General features: G+C 71.8%; 15 protein-coding genes. 6 read left to right on the top strand and 9 right to left on the bottom strand.

Translation table 11 applies throughout. The features are described from left to right. Positions 1-22: 22 nt before the first annotated feature. Complete coding sequence (locus tag ABEA33_RS10095) at positions 23-2089, bottom strand: VWA domain-containing protein (RefSeq protein ID WP_345526636.1); 2067 nt, start codon at positions 2087-2089, stop codon at positions 23-25. Then, positions 2082-3506: a MoxR family ATPase gene (locus tag ABEA33_RS10090; RefSeq protein WP_345526635.1), complete on the bottom strand. Its 1425-nt coding sequence runs from the start codon at positions 3504-3506 to the stop codon at positions 2082-2084. The genes ABEA33_RS10095 and ABEA33_RS10090 overlap by 8 nt, the downstream gene beginning before the upstream one ends. A 70-nt stretch (positions 3507-3576) precedes the next feature. On the opposite strand from ABEA33_RS10090, the gene ABEA33_RS10085 reads away from it, so the two are divergent. Then, entirely contained in the window at positions 3577-3942 is a 366-nt protein-coding gene (locus ABEA33_RS10085) for a YchJ family protein (protein WP_345526634.1), read from the top strand. After that, positions 3939-4457 carry a GNAT family N-acetyltransferase gene (locus tag ABEA33_RS10080; protein ID WP_345526633.1) on the top strand — a complete coding sequence of 173 codons (519 nt, stop codon included), beginning with the start codon at positions 3939-3941 and terminating at the stop codon, positions 4455-4457. Before ABEA33_RS10085 ends, ABEA33_RS10080 begins: the two co-directional genes overlap by 4 nt. 33 nt (positions 4458-4490) lie before the next feature. On the opposite strand, the gene ABEA33_RS10075 is transcribed toward ABEA33_RS10080, so the two are convergent. After that, the gene (locus ABEA33_RS10075; protein ID WP_345526632.1) at positions 4491-5294 is read right to left on the bottom strand and encodes an enoyl-CoA hydratase; all 804 of its coding nucleotides are present in this window, start codon (positions 5292-5294) and stop codon (positions 4491-4493) included. 36 nt (positions 5295-5330) lie between these two features. Between ABEA33_RS10075 and ABEA33_RS10070 the strand changes: the two genes are divergently transcribed. Continuing rightward, a complete protein-coding gene (locus ABEA33_RS10070; protein ID WP_345526631.1) occupies positions 5331-5705 on the top strand; it encodes a sensor histidine kinase in 375 nt (124 codons plus the stop codon). Here ABEA33_RS10070 and cydD read toward each other — a convergent pair. The 6 genes from cydD to ABEA33_RS10040 form a co-directional block, all read right to left on the bottom strand. Continuing rightward, on the bottom strand, positions 5660-8887 hold the full coding sequence (gene cydD / locus ABEA33_RS10065) for a thiol reductant ABC exporter subunit CydD (protein ID WP_345526630.1): 3228 nt from the start codon (positions 8885-8887) through the stop codon (positions 5660-5662). The two genes, ABEA33_RS10070 and cydD, sit on opposite strands and share 46 nt — an antisense overlap. A 10-nt stretch (positions 8888-8897) precedes the next feature. Continuing rightward, positions 8898-9917, bottom strand: a complete 1020-nt coding sequence (gene cydB, locus ABEA33_RS10060) for a cytochrome d ubiquinol oxidase subunit II (protein WP_345526629.1) — start codon at positions 9915-9917, stop codon at positions 8898-8900. A gap of 15 nt (positions 9918-9932) precedes the next feature. Beyond that, positions 9933-11384, bottom strand: a complete 1452-nt coding sequence (locus ABEA33_RS10055) for a cytochrome ubiquinol oxidase subunit I (RefSeq protein ID WP_345526628.1) — start codon at positions 11382-11384, stop codon at positions 9933-9935. 309 nt (positions 11385-11693) lie between these two features. Beyond that, on the bottom strand, positions 11694-12899 hold the full coding sequence (locus ABEA33_RS10050; protein WP_345526627.1) for a lipid-transfer protein: 1206 nt from the start codon (positions 12897-12899) through the stop codon (positions 11694-11696). Beyond that, positions 12896-13342 carry a Zn-ribbon domain-containing OB-fold protein gene (locus tag ABEA33_RS10045; protein WP_345526626.1) on the bottom strand — a complete coding sequence of 149 codons (447 nt, stop codon included), beginning with the start codon at positions 13340-13342 and terminating at the stop codon, positions 12896-12898. The genes ABEA33_RS10050 and ABEA33_RS10045 overlap by 4 nt, the downstream gene beginning before the upstream one ends. Before the next feature lie 152 nt (positions 13343-13494). Beyond that, complete coding sequence (locus ABEA33_RS10040; protein WP_345526625.1) at positions 13495-14892, bottom strand: cystathionine beta-synthase; 1398 nt, start codon at positions 14890-14892, stop codon at positions 13495-13497. A gap of 78 nt (positions 14893-14970) precedes the next feature. Between ABEA33_RS10040 and ABEA33_RS10035 the strand changes: the two genes are divergently transcribed. The 3 genes from ABEA33_RS10035 (at position 14971) to ABEA33_RS10025 (ending at position 18170) form a co-directional block, all read left to right on the top strand. Continuing rightward, positions 14971-16002, top strand: a complete 1032-nt coding sequence (locus tag ABEA33_RS10035) for an SGNH/GDSL hydrolase family protein (RefSeq protein ID WP_345526624.1) — start codon at positions 14971-14973, stop codon at positions 16000-16002. Between the two features lie 69 nt (positions 16003-16071). Continuing rightward, positions 16072-16821: an ABC transporter ATP-binding protein gene (locus tag ABEA33_RS10030; protein WP_345526623.1), complete on the top strand. Its 750-nt coding sequence runs from the start codon at positions 16072-16074 to the stop codon at positions 16819-16821. Next, on the top strand, positions 16818-18170 hold the full coding sequence (locus ABEA33_RS10025; protein WP_345526622.1) for an FtsX-like permease family protein: 1353 nt from the start codon (positions 16818-16820) through the stop codon (positions 18168-18170). The genes ABEA33_RS10030 and ABEA33_RS10025 overlap by 4 nt, the downstream gene beginning before the upstream one ends. Position 18171 lies beyond the last annotated feature (1 nt).

Here is an 18171-nt window from a genome sequence, read left to right as displayed (position 1 = left end):
ACCCTCCGGATGACGTCCTGAGCTAGTCGCCGACCCAGAAGCCGCGACCGCCACCACCGAACCAGTTGCCGTAGCCGCCGGAGCGGTAGGGACCGTCGCCGACCGAGCCGCCGCCCGAACCGCCGCGGCGCGAGCCGAGGTAGGAGCCGACGACCGCGGCGCCGAGGTCGTCGAGCTCGGGGGCGATGACGCGGCCCTCGACCCGGTCGGCCATCTGGTCGATGAAGCGGGCCAGGCCGGGGTCCTCGCCGAGCCGGAAGAACGTCGTCTGTGCGCCGAGGCGGCCGGCGTTGTCGAGCTCGCGTACGGCGTACGCGACCGTGAGCGGATGCGGCGGGTAGGAGAAGTAGACCTCGCCGTCGGGCTCGAGGTGAGAGGTCGGCTCTCCGTCGGTGACGATCAGCAGCACCGGCTGGGCGTTGGGGTGCTTGCGGAAGTGCCGGTTGGCGAGCAGCAGGGCGTGGTGGAGGTTGGTGCCCTTGTCCCACATCGCGTCGAGTGCGGTGAGCTGCTCGATGTCCATCACCTCGGCGTGCCGGCCGAAGGCGATCAGCTGGAGGTCGTCGCCGCGGAAGCGCGACTTGATCAGCGTATGCAGGGCGAGTGCGGTGCGCTTCATCGGCACCCAGCGACCGTCCATCGCCATGGAGAACGACGTGTCCACGAGCAGCGCGACGCAGGCCTGGGTGCGCGCCTCGGTCTCCTGCACCTCGACGTCCTCGATCGCGAGCATCGGCCCCGAGGGGTCGCCGGCACGGCGGAGCACTCCGTTGAGCATCGTGCGCGGCACGTGCCACGGCTCGGTGTCGCCGAAGGCCCACTCCCGCGTCGCCCCGGACAGGTCGCCGGCAGCGCCCGCACGCTGCAGCTCGCGATTGCCCTGGCGTCCGGACATCCGCTCGGCGACGTCGCGCAGCAGCGCCTTGCCGAGCTGGCGCATCGCCTTCGGGGTCAGCCGGAGCTGGCCGTCGGAGCCGCGCTTGAGAGTGCCGGAGTCACGCAACGCCTTCTCGAGCTGCTGCAGGGTCCGGGCGTCCACCGCTGCCTCGTCGCCGAGCTGACGGGCCAGCTTGTCGAGGTCGAGGTCGTCCATCCGGGCGCCGCCGTACGACTGCGAGATCTGCTCGGCGAGCTGGTCGAGGTCGGCGAGATCCTGGAAGACACCGGTCCCGTCACCGAGTCCGAGTCCCTCCTCGCCGCCCATCTGCTCCGAGCCGCCCCAGTCGAGGTCCGGTCGCAGCGCCTGCAGGTTGTCGTCGAGCCGGCCGAGCGCGTCCATCAGCTGCGGCGATCCGAACGCCCCGGCCGAGAGCTCCATCAGCTCCTGCCGCTGCTCGGGCGACATCGAGTTGAGCATCCGCTGCGCGGCGGCGGAGCGCTGGGCGAGGGACTCGAGCAGCTCGTCGATGCTCTGCGGGTTCTCCGGGAAGAACTCGCTGTGCTTGGCCATGAACTCGTCGAAGTCCTCCGGGGCGTCATCACCCAGACGGTGCTTCTCGAGCAGCTCGTTGAGGTCGCCGAGCATCTCGTTGACGGCGGCGCGGTCCTCGTCGGTGGCGTTCTCGAGCGCCTGCTTCATGCCGGCGAACCGCTGGTCAAGCAGCTCCCGCCCGAGCAGGTCCTTGATCTTCTCGTAGTCCTCGCGGGCCTCCCGGCTCGCCCAGTCGTACGACGACAGCTCGCTCACCGCAGCCGCCGTGTTGGGGGAGCCCTCCTTCGGATAGGCAGCCTCCAGCTGCATCTCGCGGAGCGTGCGGTCAAAGTCGTCCATCATCGCGTCGCGTGCGAGCTGCTTGCGCTCCTCCAGGACGGCGCGGTCGAACAGCTCCCTGACCTCCTGGAGGGTGCCGTCGAGGTTGTGCCGCTGGGTCAGCTCACGGCGCCGCTCGGCGACCCGGCGGGCCAGGTCGTCGAGGCCGCTCTGGTCGCGACCGCCGCGGCGCAGGAACTCGCGCATCGCGCGCTCGGGCGAGTAGCCCGCCATCACGTCCTCGCCGATGGCGTCCAGAGCCTCGGCCAGGTCGACCGGCGGGGCGAGCGGGTCGCCGCCGTCGTACCTCTTGAAGCGGGACGCGTGCGACCTAGCCATAGACGGTCTCCGAGCCGTCGGTGTCCTTGCCGACCCTCCGCGCCAGGTAGAGACCCTCGAGCGCAAGCTCGATGGCACCGGCCCGCTGCCCGTCGTTGGTGGCGCCGAGCCGGTCGCAGACCTCGTCGTACAGCTCGGACTCCCCCAGCGTCGGGAGCCCGGTGAGGAAGTCGCGCGCGGTGACCTGCTCACCGGTGGTGACCATGGCGCCGTTCTCGATCGCCTGCACCAGCAGGCCGAAGTCGAGGCCGCGGAAGTGGTTGCGGACGGCCTCGGCCGTCGCGGTACGGAGCAGGTGGGTGAGCACCTCGTCCTCCCGGCCCTCCTCACCGCTCTCGAACTCGATCTTGCCGCCGAGGACATCGACGGCGGTCTCGAGGTCGACCACGCGGGCGACCGGCTCGGGCTCGCCCTGGACCGTGGCTCGGTGCAGCGCCGCCGCGGCGATCGTCTCCGCGCCGGCGATCGCGAAGCGCGCCGACACGCCGGAGCGCTGGTCGACCGAGCTCGACTCGCGCAGCGCCCGGGTGAACCGCGCCAGCACCTCGATCAGGTAGTCGGGCACCTCGGCGACCAGGTCGGCCTCCTGCCGGATCACCGCGACCTCGTCCTCGAGCTCGGTCGGGTAGTGCGTGCGGATCTCGGCACCGAACCGGTCCTTGAGGGGCGTGATGATGCGGCCGCGGTTGGTGTAGTCCTCGGGGTTGGCGCTCGCGACGACCAGGACGTCGAGCGGCAGCCGCAGCACGTAGCCGCGGATCTGGATGTCGCGCTCCTCCATCACGTTGAGCATCGCGACCTGGATCCGCTCGGCGAGGTCGGGCAGCTCGTTGATCGCGACGATGCCGCGGTGGCTGCGCGGGATCAGACCGAAGTGGATGGTCTCCGGGTCACCGAGCGACCGGCCCTCGGCCACCTTCATCGGGTCCACGTCGCCGATCAGGTCGGCGACGCTGGTGTCCGGGGTGGCCAGCTTCTCGGCGTACCGCTCGTCGCGGTGCCGCCACGTGATCGGCAGGTCGTCGCCCATGCCGGCCGCGCGGCGCTGCGAGGCGTGGGTGATCGGCTCGTACGGGTGCTCGCCCAGCTCGGAACCGTCGATGACCGGGGTCCACTCGTCGAGCAGACCGACCATGGTGCGCAGCAACCGGGTCTTGCCCTGGCCGCGCTCGCCGAGCAGCACGATGTCGTGGCCGGCTATCAGCGCGCGTTCGAGCTGGGGGATGACGGTGTCCTCGAAGCCGTGCAGCCCGGGCCACGGGTCACGCCCCTCGCGGAGCGCCGCGAGCAGGTTGCTGCGGATCTCCTCGCGGAGGGACTGCTGGACGTGGCCGGAGGCGCGCAGCTCGCCGACCGTTGCCAGGGTCGGCTGGGCCGTGGGCTGAGTCGTGGGCGATGCCGTGGAAGCGGAAGTCACCCCCTCACGCTACTGCGCACACCCACAAACGGGTTACGTCTCCGTTTCGGTTGCTCCTAGGGTTCAGGGCGTGGCCCTCCAACAGATCTGCCCGTGCGGCAGCGGCACGTCGTACGACGCCTGCTGCGGTCGCCTGCACCGCGGCGCCGCTCTCGCGGAGACGCCCGAGGAGCTGATGCGGTCGCGCTATGCGGCGTACGCCGTGGGCGACACCGACTACGTGTTCCGCACCTGGCACCCGCGCACCCGGCCCGAGGACCTCTCCCCCCACCCCGGGCGCACCTGGACCGGGCTGTCGATCCTGGGAGCGGGCGAGGACTGGGTGGAGTTCGTGGCGTCGTACGACGTCGGCGGGGTCGCGGGAGAGCAGCGCGAGCGCAGCCGGTTCGAGCAGCGCGCGGGTCGCTGGGTGTACGTCGACGGTGAGTTCGAGTGATCGTCACCATCCGCGAGCGCCGCGACGAGGACATCCCCGCGCTCGCGATGGTGCTCGCGGAGCAGCAGGCGGGGACCCAGTACCCCGTCCGATGGCCGCTGCCGTTCCCCGTCGAGGACTTCCTGGTGCGCCCGGGCGAGGAGCGCGCGTGGGTGGCCGAGGTGGACGGCCGGGTCGTCGGCCACGTCGCGGTCTACGCACCCGCTGGCGAGATCCGCGAGCACTACATCGCCGGCGCCGGGACCGAGGCCCTGGCCGAGATCGCCGTGCTGTTCGTCGGATCCGACGTCATCGGCACCGGGGTCGGTGGTCGGCTGCACGACACGGCCGTCGACTGGATCGTGGCCTCCGGCCGCCAGCCCGTGCTCGACGTCATCCCGGTCCACGACCGTGCGGTCGAGGTCTACCGCCACCGCGGCTGGCAGGTCATCGGCGAGGTCCAGCCCTCGTGGCTGGCCGCCGACTTCCCGACAGTGGTGCTGATGACGTTGGGCGCGATCCCACCAGCAACATGAATCCCCGGTCGACCGGGGATCCCTGCCAGCCCGTCAACGCTCGTCCCTGAAGACCGGCGCCCGGCCCTCCTTGCGCGCGGCCGTCGCCTCCTCGAAGTTGCCGGTGAGCATCCGCAGGTAGAGCTGCCCGATCCCCTCCGACGACAGGTAGGTCTCCAGCGACGTGGCGGAGATGCCGGCGTGCAGCGACTTCTTCGTCAGCTCGATGCCCGGCTGGGAGAAGCCCGCGATCCGCTGCCCGATCTCGACGGCAGCGCCGACGACGTCGGGCACGACGGAGGACACCAGCCCGATCCGCTCCGCCTCCTCGGCCAGGACGTCGCGGCCGGTGAGCATGATGTCGGCGGCCCGGGTCGACCCGACCGCCCGCGGCAGCAGGAACGACAGCCCGAGCTCGCTCGCCGTCAGCCCGTTGTTGATCCCCGCCGCGCGGAAGTACGCCGCCGGCGCCGCGATCCGCAGGTCGCACGCGAGCGCGAGGCAGAGACCACCGCCGATCGCGGCGCCGTTGACGGCGGCGATCACCGGCTGGTGGAGCCTGCGGATCGTGAGCACCACGTCCTCGAGCACCTCCATCGCGCGCAGTGCGTACGTCGGCCTGGTCAGGCCCGCGACGCCCGGCGGGACCCCTGCCGACTCCTGGTCCGCCCCGGAGCAGAATCCGGCTCCGGCCCCGGTGACGACCACGGCGCGCACCGTGTTGTCCTCGCCGAGCGAGCGCAGGGCGTCGCGGAAGGGCACCATCACGTCGTACGCCATCGCGTTCATCCGCTCGGGACGGTTCAGGGTGACCATGGCGACGGCGGGATCGGGGCGGTCAACCAGCACGAATGACATGGGTGGACCCTATTGCTCACTGGCAGACTGAGCCGCGTGACCGAGCCGACTCCGCCGTACCGGCGCGGACGGCATGTCGCCGACGACCTCGGCGCCGTGGTCGCCGACCTGGTCGGCCCGGTGTCGCAGATCCCCGAGGTGATCGCGGACAACATCGTGCCCGTGCTCCGCGAGGCGCTCTCCAACATCGCACGGCACGCGGCGGCCAGTGCGGGCGAGGTCGAGCTGCGGGTCACCGACGACGAGGTGCGGCTGACGGTCGAGGACGACGGCGTCGGGCTGTCGACCCGAACCAGCGAGAACGGTCTGCGCCACGCCCGCCGACGTGCCGAGACCCTCGGCGGCTCACTCGACGTGCGCCAGCGTCACCCGCGCGGTACGGCGTTCGTCTGGCGCGTCCCGCTCGGCTGAGCCAGCTCGAGCACCCGATCGACTCGGTCCAGGCCGGCGGCAGCGTGGGTGATCCACACGACGGTCCGACTGCGCTCGCCGCCGAGCACCTCGGCCGCGAGCTCGTCGGCCGTCGCGCCGTCGAGGTGGGCGGCGGGCTCGTCGAGCACCAGCACCGGCTGATCGGCGAGCAGTGACCGGGCGATTGCGATCCGGGCGCGTTCGCCACCGGAGACGTGGGCGTGCCCGTCGCCGAGCCAACTGTCGAGGCCGTCCGGCAGCGCGTCCAGCCACGACCCGAGCCGGGCCTGGCGCAGGGCCGCGTCGACCTCGGCGTCGGTGGCGGCGGGACGCGCCAGCCGGACGTTCTCCACCAGCGTCGTGGCGAAGACGTGCGGGTCGTCGTCGACCAGCCCGACGGTGCGCCGTACGTCATCGAGGGCGAGCTCGGGCAGTGCCCGGTCGCCGAGCCGTACGGCGCCGCGGACCGGGTCGACGTACCGCATCAGCAGCGACGCGAGCGTGCTCTTGCCACAGCCGGTGGGTCCGACGACGGCGATCCGGTCGCCGGGCTCGATCACCAGGTCGAGGTCGCGCAGCACCTCCCGATCGCCCCAGGCGGCGGTCACGCGGTCGACCCGGATGCTGTGACCCTCCGGCGACGTGGGTACGGCGGGATCCTCGACGGCCGGCGACCGGCCAGCGAGCGCGGCCAACCGGTCCTCGGCGGCCCGGGTCCGCGCGGCGAGCGCACCGGCGTCGGCCAGCGACGAGGCGGGCTCACCGAGGGCGAGCGGCAGCAGCACCAGCAGTGCGAGCAGCGGGCCGGACACCGTGCCCTGGAGCAGCACCGCGGCGGCGGCGACGCCGACACCGGAGCAGAGCAGCACCAGGGCCCGGCCAGTGGCGAGCCAGCCGGCTGCCGCGACGGTGCTCCGACCGAGGTCGGCGCCCAGCGCCACGACCGCGTCGACGGCACGCTGCTCGGCCTGCCACATCGCGAGCTCGTCGGCGGTCTGGGCGACCTCGACGACGGCGTCGGAGAGCCGCGCACGGCTGGCAACGGCGTCGCGCTCGGCGCGGGCCGCACCCGCTCGAGCCAGGCAGTAGGCGACCACGGCTGCGGCGGCGACGCCTACGACGACGCTCACCATGACAGGAGCGGCGAGGGCGGCGAACACCGCGGCGATCGCCGCCGTGATCGCGAACCCACGCACCGGCATCCGCACCCTCAGCTCCCGGTCGAGCACGGCGTCGACGTCGTCGACGACCGACGCCAGCAGGTCGCCGCGACGCCGACCGAGGGCGCCCGGCGTGAGGGGCACGACCGCGTCGTAGACCGCGACCCTGCGGTCGGCGAGCAGGCGCAGCACCACGTCGTGCGAGCGGAGGCGCTCGACGTACCGCAGCACCGGCCGGGCGATCCCGAACGCACGCACGGCGACGATCGCGACGAGCAGGGTCAGGATCGCGGGCTGGTACGACGCCTTCACGATCAGCCAGCCGGCCGTGGCCGTCAGCGCGACCCCTGACGCGGAGGCGAGGCCACCCAGGACGGTCGGCAGCAGCAGGCCGCCACCACGACCCGCATCGACGGGCTGGTCGACCACCGCGGGCCGCGCCGCGACCGAGGCGGCGCGGACGGGCAGGACCGGGCCGGGGGCCGACAGCGGCACCACCCGGTCGGCGAGGGCAACGAGCGCGGGTTTGTGGGCGACCACGACCACAGCCGAGGTGCGGCCGAGCTCCACCACCGTGTCGGCGATGATCCGCTCCGTCGCGGCGTCGAGGTGGGCGGTCGGCTCGTCGAGCAGCACGTAGGGCCGCTCGGCCAGCAGCACCCGGGCCAACGCTAGGCGCGCCCGCTCGCCGGCCGACAGCGTCGTACCGTCCTCGCCGAGGCGGACGTCGAGCTCCACCGGCAGCGCGACTCGTCCGAGCGCGGCCACCAGCTGCTGGTCGGACGCGTCCGGCGCGGCGAGCCGCAGGTTGTCGGCCACCGTCCCTGCGACGAAGACCGGCCGCTGCGGCAGCCAGGCGATCCGGTCCCGGGTCGGGCCGTGGACGGTGCCCGAGGTCGGCTCGAGCAGCCCCGCGAGCACGGCCAGCAGCGTCGACTTCCCGCAGCCGGACGGCCCGGTGATCGCGAGCACGCCGCGGTCGGGGACGGAGAGGCTGACGTCGTCGAGGGCAGGTACGGCGCGGCCGGGGCGCAGCACCGACACGTGGTCGAGCCGCATCGCTCCAGGCCGCCGCCGCGGGGTCACGTCGTCGGCGTCGACCAGGTCGCTCGCGGCCTCGAAGGTGGCGACTCCCTCGGCGGCGGCGTGGAACTCCGCCCCCACCCGGCGCAGCGGCCAGTACGCCTCCGGGGCCAGGAGCAGGACGACCAGCGCGGTCTCGAGGTCGAGGTCGCCGTGGGAGAGCCGGATGCCGACGGTGACCGCGACCAGGGCGACCGACAGCGTTGCGACGAGCTCGAGCACCGCCGACGACGCGAACGCGATCTGGAGCGTCTGCAGGGTCCGGCGCCGGTAGCGGTCGGTGATCGATCGGATCGTCGCCGACTGGGCCTCGGCCCGACGGAAGGCCACCAGCGTCGGCAGACCGCGCATCACGTCGAGGAAGTGTCCCGACAGTGACGCCAGCGCGCGCCACTGCAGCCGGGCTCGGTCCCGGGTCGCGAGGCCGACCAGGATCCCGAAGACCGGGATGAGCGGCAGCGTGACCAGCACGATCAGCGCGCTCATCGGGTCCTGGGTGGCGATCGCCACCAGGGTGACCACGGGCAGCACCCCGGCGAGCACCAGCGCCGGGACGTAGCGGGTGAGGTAGGGCTCCGCCGCGGTCGCGCCGCGGGTCGCCAGCCCGGCGAGCTCGCCGGTCGAGCGGCCACCCCCGCCGTCACGCAGGATCGCGCCGACCACCCGACGGCGTACGTCGGAGCCGACGACCGCTGCTGCGCGGGCGGCCATCGTGTCGGTGGTCCAGCCGGTCAGCGACCGGGCCGCGAACACCGCCACCATGACGACGGCCCAGGTCCGCACCGCGCCGTCGTCGAGCGCGGCGACGATCAGCTCGGTGACCGCCCACGCCTGACCGACGAGCAGCAGGCTCGCGACGACGCCGGCAGCCAGCACGACGCCGAGCTGCCGACGAGCGGGCGCCAGCTGTCGCCGGACGCGCGGGTCGCTGGGTCTCATCTCTCGGCGCTCACGACACAGGCTCGGGCTCGTGGTGGTCGGAGATGTGGTGCACCGAGATCCGCTTGCGGAAGATCCAGTACGTCCACGACTGGTAGAGCAGCACCAGCGGCATGAAGATCACGGCGACCCAGGTCATCACCTTGAGCGTGTACGCCGTGGCCGACGCGTTCGTCGTCGTCAACGAGAACGCCGGGTCGGTCGTCGACGGCATCACGTCGGGGAAGAGCGCCACGAAGAGGCCGGCGACGGCGAGCACGATGCAGACGAAGGTGCCGATGAAGCCCCAGCCCTCGCGTCCGACGTACGCCGCCGCGATGCCACCGACCAGCGCCACAGCGGCGACCCCGAAGAGGACCGCCGACCAGGCGTCGCCGGTGTGGAGCTGCGCCCACACCAGGAACACCACGGCGACGACGGCGGCCACGAGACCGAGCTTGGCCGACAGCACCCGGGCCCGGTGGCGGATGTCGCCGTCGGTCTTCAGTGCCACGAACATCGCGCCGTGGATGAGGAAGAGGAAGAGCGTCACCAGCCCGCCGAGCAGCCCGACCGGGTTGAGCAGCGTGAAGATCGTGCCGGTGAAGTCCTTGGTCTCGTCGATCGGGACGCCTCGCACGATGTTGGCGAACGCCACCCCCCACAGGAACGCCGGCACGTAGGACCCGACGACGATCGCCCGGTCCCACCACGAGTGCCAGGCGGCCTCGGGCCGCTGGTGGCGGTACTCGAAGGCGAGCCCGCGCACGATCAGCGCCAGCAGGATCAGCAGCAGGGGCAGGTAGAAGCCGCTGAAGAGCGTGGCATACCACTCCGGGAACGCCGCGAACGTCGCACCTCCGGCGGTCAGCAGCCAGACCTCGTTGCCGTCCCAGACTGGACCGATGGTGTTGATCATCAGCCGGCGCTCACGGTCGTCGCGAGCAAGCACAGGCAGCAGCATGCCGACCCCGAAGTCGAAGCCCTCGAGGCAGAAGTAGCCGATCCAGAGGACGGCGATCAGGATGAACCAGACGGTCGTGAACTCCATGTCGTCTCTCCTCCCCTAGTAGGCGAACGCCAGCGGGCGGTCGTCGTCACTGCCGCCGAGCGTCGGGTCCGGTGGCTCCTCGAACGGATCGAGGCCGCGTTTCGAGAACCGCAGGATCAGGCCGACCTCGACGACGGCGAGCACGCCGTACAGGACGGTCAGCGAGATCAATGAGATCCACGCCTCGGTGGTGCTGACTCCGGGCGAGACTCCGTTGGAGGTGTTCATCAGGCCGAAGACCACCCACGGCTGGCGGCCCATCTCGGTGAAGATCCAGCCCGCCGAGTTGCCGAGCAGCATCAGGATCGGTGCCGCGATCGCCATCCGGCCGAACCACTTCGTCGTCGGCGCCCGCCCCTTGCGGGTCAGGAAGAGGATCAGGGCGGAGAGGAAGGCTGCGGCCATGCCGAAGCCGATCATGTAGCGGAAGGACCAGTAGGTCACCGGGATGATCGGCGAGTAGTTGCCGGACGGGTCGTAGTAGCGCGCGCCCGGGTCCTGGCCGAACTTCTCCTGGTACTGCGCCCGGAGGTCGTTGATGCCCTCGACCTTGCCGTCGAAGTGGCCGGTCGCGAGGAAGGACAGCAGGCATGGCACCGTCACCGCGAACTTCTCCGACTGCCCGTCCGGCGTACCGATGGTGAAGATCGAGAACGGCGCGCAGGAGTCCTCGGTGTCATAGAGCGCTTCGGCGGCCGCCATCTTCATCGGCTGGACGTCGGTCATGATCTTGCCCTGGTAGTCGCCGCTGATGGTGACGCCAAGGCCCGCGATCAGCACGACCCAGGCACCGAGCCGGATCCCCATCCGGTAGGTCGAACGGTCGGTCTGGTGACGCTTGGAGACGTAGAGCCAGGCCGAGACGCCGAGGACGAACGCCGCACCCGTCATGTACGCCGCGAGGATCACGTGCGGGAACGTCGCGAGCTGGACCTTGTTGAACATCACCGCCCAGAAGTCGGTCAGCTCGGCGCGCCCGGTCTCCGGGTTGTAGATGTAGCCGACCGGGTGCTGCATCCACGAGTTGGCCGCGAGGATGAACCAGCTCGACACGAGCGTGCCGAAGTGGACGATCCACATGCAGGCGCAGTGCAGGCGGCGCGGGAGCTTGTCCCAGCCGAAGATCCAGAGGCCGAGGAAGGTCGACTCGAGGAAGAACGCCAGCAGCGCCTCGACCGCGAGCGGGGCGCCGAAGACATCCCCGACGAAGCGGGAGTAGTCGGACCAGTTCATGCCGAACTGGAACTCCTGCACGATCCCGGTCACGACCCCTATCGCGAAGTTGATCAGCATCAGCTTCGCGAAGAACTTCGTCAGACGGAGCCACTCGGGGTTCTTCGTCCGCAGCCACAGCGTCTCCATGAACGCGACCAGCGCGGTCAGCCCGATCGTCAGCGGGACGAACAGGAAGTGGTAGACGGTGATGATGCCGAACTGCCACCGCGCGATGTCGAGAATGCTGTCCACGTGGTCTCCACTCCCCAGATCTCTCCAGCCGAGAACGACTGCGACGGGCCAACGCTAGGAAAAACCCTGCCCCTCGCGCCCGTGCCGGGGGTCCCCCGGAATGGGCCAAAGGTCCCGGATGTCAGGTCGGGCGAGAGCGGTTCCTCGGCGCTTGTGAAAACTTTCTCAAAGTCTGGGAAGGGTCGTTCACCGGGGGTCGCTCGGACCCCCGCTGCTCGTGACCTGGACCACGCCGAGCGTCGTCGAGAGACGCGAAATGGCCCGCAGATCCTGCTCTTGGGGGCCATCTCGCGTCTCTCGACGCGCGGGTCAGACGCTCAGGATCACCGAGGAGCCGTGGCCGAAGAGGCCCTGGTTGGCCGTGATGCCGACCCGGGCGCCCTCGACCTGGCGACCGGTCGCCTGGCCACGCAGCTGCCAGGTGACCTCGCAGACCTGGGCCAGCGCCTGGGCGGGGACCGCCTCGCCGAAGCAGGCGAGCCCACCCGACGGGTTGACCGGGATCCGGCCGCCGATCGTCGTGTCGCCCGCGCGCAGCAGCGCCTCGGCCTCGCCGCGCTTGCAGAGCTGCAGGTCCTCGATCCAGTCCAGCTCGAGGGCCGTCGACAGGTCGTAGACCTCGGCGAGCGAGACGTCGGCGGGGTCGATGCCCGCCTCCTCGTACGCCGCGGCGCCGATCGACTCCTTGAAGGTCCGCTCCGGGGCGGCTACGGCGTTCGTCGCGTCGGTCGAGAGCAGCGGCATGTCGATCACGGTCTGCGGGAAGGTCGGGGTGACCGTCGAGATCGCGTTGATCTTCACCCCGCCCCCCAGGCCGTGCCTCTCGGCGTACGCGACCGAGGTCAGCAGCACCGCGGCCGCGCCGTCGGACGTCGCGCAGATGTCGAACAGGTGCAGCGGGTCGGAGACGATCGCGCTGGTCAGCACGTCCTCGACGCCGACCTCCTTGCGGTAGCGCGCGTTGGGATTGGCCAGTCCGTGCTTGGCGTTCTTGACCTTGACCCGGGCGAAGTCCTCCTGGGTCGCGCCGTAGAGGTCCATCCGCCGGCGGGCGTAGAGGGCGAAGTACGCCGGGTTCGTCATACCGAGCAGCCGGAACCGCAGCCAGTCAGGATCGTCCCAGCGCTCGCCGGCGTTGGGTGCGAGGAACCCCTTGGGCGTGGTGTCGGCGCCGACCACCAGCGCGACCTCGGACATGCCGGCCAGGATCCGGGCGCGGGCCGTGTCGAGCGCCTGGGCACCGGTCGCGCAGGCGGCGTACGACGTCGCGACCTTGGCGCCGTTCCAGCCCAGCGCCCGGGCGAACGTCGCGCCGGCCACGTAGCCGCCGTACCCATTGCGCACGGTCTCGCCGCCGACGATCAGGTCGACGTCCTGCCAGGCGACCCCGGCATCGGCGAGCGCGGCTCGGGAGGCGTGCACGCCGTACTCGACGAAGTTCTTGCCCCACTTGCCCCACGGGTGCATGCCGACTCCCGCGACGGCGACGTCCAGATTGTTCGTAGAGCTGCTCACTGGTCGGACTCCTCGCCCATCTCGGTCACCGGCTTCCAGCGCCAGATCGTCCGCTCGCCGGTCTCGTCGCTGTAGAGCGTCTCCACGACGACCTCGGCCTCAGCGCCGACGTGGAGGTCGGCGACGCCGTACCCCTCGGCGACCTGGCCGAGCACGACCATCCCCTCGGGGAGCTCGACGGCGGCGAGCGCGAACGGCACGTACGGGTCGGAGCTCGGGATGTACGGCGGGGGCGGCTGGTACTGCGCGTCCGTGTAGGACCAGATCGTCCCGCGCCGGGACAGCTCGACCTCGGCGAACTCCTCGCCCGAGCAGCCCGGGTTGCGGCAGAAGCCGGACGCCCGCGGGAAGTAGACCGTCTCGCAAGTCGTGCACCGCGTCCCGACCAGGGTCGGGTCCGGCCCGGTCGTGAACCAGCCGTCGATCGCCGGGGTCGCCGTCATCCACACTCCTGAGAACTAGAACGTGTTCTCACTATAGACGAGGTGGCGTTCAGCGGGTTTCCCCGGTCGGCCGGGGAAACCGTCCGACACGCCGTTGCTGCAACGGCGTGTCGGCAGTTTTCGCCGGGCAGCCGGGGAAACCCGCCATCGCCTCAGCCGCGCGCCAGGTAGGCCAGCAGGTCGTGACGGGTGACCACCCCGACCGGCTTGCCGTCCTCGTGCACGAGCAGCGCGTCGGCGCCCTCGAGCGCACTGACGGCCTCGGAGGCCGGCTCGGTGGAGCCGATGCCCGGGAGCGGCGGCGACATGTGCTCGCTGACGCTGTCGGTGAGGCGGGCGGAGCCGGTGTAGAGCAGGTCGAGGAGGGTCCGCTCGGAGACCGAGCCGACGACCTCGGCGGCCACCACGGGCGGCTCGGCACGGACGACCGGCATCTGCGAGACGTTGTACTCCTGCAGGATCGCGACGGCCTCGGCGATGGTCTCGCCGGGGTGGGTGTGGACCAGGTCGGGCAGCCGCCCGTCCTTGCCGCGCAGCACCTCCCCCACGGTCTGCACGACGCGCTCGACGCCGTCCACGGGGAAGCCGTACTGACCCAGCCACTCGTCGTTGAAGACCTTGGTGAGGTAGCCGCGGCCGGAGTCGGGGAGCAGTACGACGATCACCGCATCCTCGCCCTCGGGCGTCCCCTCGAGCTCGTGCGCGAGCTGGATCGCGGCGTGCACGGCCATGCCGGACGAGCCGCCGACGAGCAGCGCCTCCTCGCGAGCGAGCCGGCGGGTGGTCGCGAACGAGTCGGCGTCGGAGACCTCGATGATCCGGTCGGCGACGTCACGGTCGTAGGCTTCGGGCCAGAAGTCCTCGCCCACGCCTTCGACCAGGTAGGGCCGGCCGGAGCCGCCGGAGTAGACCGAGCCGGCGGGGTCCGCACCCACGACCTGCACCGCAGGGTTCTGCTCCTTGAGGTAGCGACCGGTGCCGCTGATCGTGCCTCCGGTGCCGACGCCGGCGACGAAGTGCGTGACGCGTCCATCGGTCTGCGCCCAGATCTCCGGCCCGGTGCTCTCGTAGTGCGAGCGCGGGTTGTGCGGGTTGGAGTACTGGTCGGGCTTCCACGCACCCGGCTGCGACGCGAGCCGGTCGGAGACGTTGTAGTAGGAGTCGGGGTGCTCGGGCTCGACGGCGGTCGGGCAGACGACCACCTCGGCGCCGTACGCCTTGAGCACGTTGCGCTTGTCCTCGCTGACCTTGTCGGGGCAGACGAAGATGCACTTGTAGCCCTTCGCCTGGGCCACCATCGCCAGCCCGACGCCGGTGTTGCCCGAGGTCGGCTCGACGATCGTGCCGCCCGGCTGGAGCTCGCCGGACGCCTCCGCGGCTTCGATCATCCGGGTCGCGATGCGGTCCTTCACGGAGCCACCGGGGTTGAGGTACTCCACCTTGGCCAGGACGATCGGTCCCTTGGCACCTTCGAGGGAGCCCATGGACTTGGACAGTCTGAGCAGCGGGGTGTTGCCGATCAGGTCCAGGAGTGAGTTCACGTACTGCATTGAGTCAATCTAGTTGCGAGGGTCACCACCACGGAAACCCCGTGCATACCGGCTGGTACCCCTCCGTAGGGTGAGGGCGTGGGTAAAGCAGCAGCCGCACGCAAGCTGGCCTCCGCCGCTGTGTACGGCGGGGGCGGCCTCTCCGTGCTCGGCGCGAGCCTGTACGGCGTACTCAGGCTGGAGGCGCAGGCCGCGCGCCGCACGATCGGGAACGCCGAGGGCGACCCGCCGGATCCGACCGGCTGGTACGGCCGCGGCCGACCCGGCCCGGCGATCAAGGTCGCCCTGCTCGGGGACTCCAGTGCCGCGGGGTACGGCGTCCACCGGGTCGAGGAGACGCCCGGCGCTCGACTCGCGAGCGGCGTCGCGGAGCTCGCCGACCGCCGGGTGCACCTCCGGGCCTTCGCCGTCGTCGGCGCACGGTCGTCGGACCTCGCCACCCAGCTCGGCCGGGCACTGCCCACCAACCCGGACGTCGCGGTCATCCTGATAGGCGCCAACGACGTCACCCACCGGGTGCTGCCCACAGCCTCGGTGCGACACCTCTCGGAGGCCGTGCGCCGGCTGCACGACGCCGGCGTCGCGGTGCTGGTCGGCACCTGCCCCGACCTCGGCACGATCGAGCCGATCATGCCGCCGCTCCGGCAGGTCGCCCGCCTCTGGTCGCGACGGCTCGCGGCCGCGCAGACGATCGCGGTCCTCGAGGAGGGCGGACGCACCGTGTCGCTCGGCTCCATCCTCGGACCGGAGTTCGCGGCGGCGCCGGCGGTGCTCTTCGGGCCCGACCGATTCCACCCCTCGGCGAGCGGCTACCGCTCGCTGGCGCAGGTGCTGCTGCCCTCCACCCTGGCGGTGCTCGGACTGACCCCCGACGACGAGGTCGAGCCCGAGGCCTACCGGGGCGAGGGCGTCCTGCCGATCACGACGGCCGCGGTCCAGGCCGTCGACGTGCCCGGCACCGAGCTCGGCGGGACCGAGGTCGGCGGCTCACGCCGCGGCGTACGCGGCCTGTGGGTGGAGCTGCGTCACCGCCGCCGGCACCCCGACACCGAGGGCGAGGCGCCCGAGGAGACCGAGCAGGAAGCGGCTCTCGACGAAGTGGAGGGGTAGGCCTAGCCCTACCCCTGCTGGCGGTCTGAGCCCATCGAGACCGCAGCCGATCGTTCCTAGCGTCGGGGCATGAACTCAACTCACGCTCTCGAGGTCCGCGGCCTGACCCGGACCTACGGTGAGGGCGCCGGCGCGGTCAGCGCGCTCGCCGGCGTCGACCTCGCCTTCGCCCCCGGCACGTTCACGGCGGTCATGGGACCGTCTGGCTCCGGCAAGTCCACGTTCCTCAACTGCGCCGCCGGCCTCGAGCGGCCGACCGGCGGCCGCGTCCACGTCGACGGCCAGGACATCACCGACTGGGACGAGGACGCCCGCACCAGGCTCCGCCGCGACCGGATCGGCTTCGTCTTCCAGGGCTTCCACCTGATGCCCTACCTCACCGCCGAGCAGAACGTCGGGCTCCCGCTGCGGCTCGCCGGCCGCCGCCACGACCTGACCCGGGTCCGCAAGCTGCTCGACCGAGTCGGCCTCGGCGACCGCGGCGGGCACCTCCCGGATGCACTGTCCGGCGGGCAGCAGCAGCGGGTCGCGATCGCCCGAGCCCTGATCGCCGACCCGGCCGTCGTCCTTGCCGACGAGCCGACGGGCGCCCTCGACTCGACGACCGCCCGCGACGTCCTCGCGCTGCTGCGCGACAGCGTCGACACGCTCGGGCAGACCGTCGTGATGGTCACCCACGACCCGGTCGCCGCGTCGTACGCCGATTCGGTCGTGTTCCTCGTCGACGGCCGGGTCGCGGGTCGGATGGACCGCCCGACCGCCGACGCCGTGGCCGGTCAGATGGCGCACCTCGACGAGCTGGTCGGGGCGCTGTCATGACGAGTCTGGCGCCCTCGTTGGCCATGGCATCGCTGCGGCACCGCGCGACCGCCTTCACCGCGACGTTCCTCTCGGTCTTCCTCGGGGCGGTGCTGATCGGCGCGTTCGCGACGCTCGCCCAGACCGCCACCGGGCAGAGCGTCTCGGACGCCGACGCCGAGACCCTGACGATCATGGGGCTCGTCGTCGGCGGCTGGGGCAGCCTGATCGTGCTGTTCTCGGTCGCCTCCACCCTGGCTATCACGGTGCGGCAGCGCGCCGAGGAGATCGGCCTGCTGCGGGTCGTCGGAGCGACGCCGCGCCAGGCTCGGCGGCTGGTGGTCGCGGAGTCCACCGTGGTCACCGGCGCCGGTGCCGCGCTCGGCGCACTGGTCGCCTGGCCTGCGGGCTTCCTGCTGCTCGCGCTGCTGCGCAACGGCGGCATGGTCGCCGATGACGTGTCGTACGGCGGTGGCCTCGCCGCCCTCGTCGGCACCGCCCTGCTCGTGGTGCTGACCAGCGTGGTCGCCGCGGCCGTCACCGCTCGTCGTACGACCAACGGGCCGGCCACCCTCGCGATCAGCGACGCCCGCGGCGGCTCCGGCCGGATGCCGTGGTGGCGGGTCGCGATCGGCCTGGTGCTGGTCGCCTACGGCATCGGCATGGCGGTCGTGACGATCACCGTCACCGCCCATCAGGACGACCCGTACGCCGCCATGTCCACCAGCGGCTCGAGCTCGATCCTGGTCGGCGTCGGGCTGGCCGTGCTGGCTCCCACCCTGCTGCGCCGGACCTCGAGCCTGGTCGCCCCCGCGGTCGGCCGCTCCGGTGTCGTCGGGTGGCTGGCGGCCTACAACACCTCGCGCCGCTCCCAGCTCCTGGGCGGGGTCCTGGCCCCGGTCATCGTGCTGACCGCCGGCGCCGTCGGCGTGCTGATGCTGGTCGGGATCGACCACCGGACCATCGGTGCGGGCCACCCCGAGGGCGACACGATCAACCTGCTCAACAACGTCGTGACCGGCATGGTGGCGCTCTTCGCCGCCGTGATGGTGGTCAACGCGTTCGCGGCGGTCGTCGCCGGACGACGGGCGGAGCTGCAGCGGCTGCGGCAGCTCGGCGCCACCTCGTCCCAGGTCGAGCGCTCGGTCCTCGCGGAGGCCGCGATCGTCGCCGCGATCGGTGTCGTCCTCGGACTGGTCGCCTCCCTGGCGACCGTCGTCCCGTTCGCGATCGCCCGCGACGAGGGCCTGGTGCCCGACGGCCAGCTCTGGCTGCCGCCGCTCCTGGTTGCGACCACCGTCGCACTGACACTGCTGTCGGCCCGGTCCGCCGTACGGCGGTTGGGGCCGTTGACCGGAGCGGTCCGGTGAC

This window comes from Nocardioides endophyticus, assembly GCF_039543845.1.
Lineage (GTDB): Bacteria > Actinomycetota > Actinomycetes > Propionibacteriales > Nocardioidaceae > Nocardioides > Nocardioides endophyticus.
The sequence above is the reverse complement of the archived record's forward strand: the minus strand, read 5'-3'. Positions and strand labels throughout refer to the sequence as shown.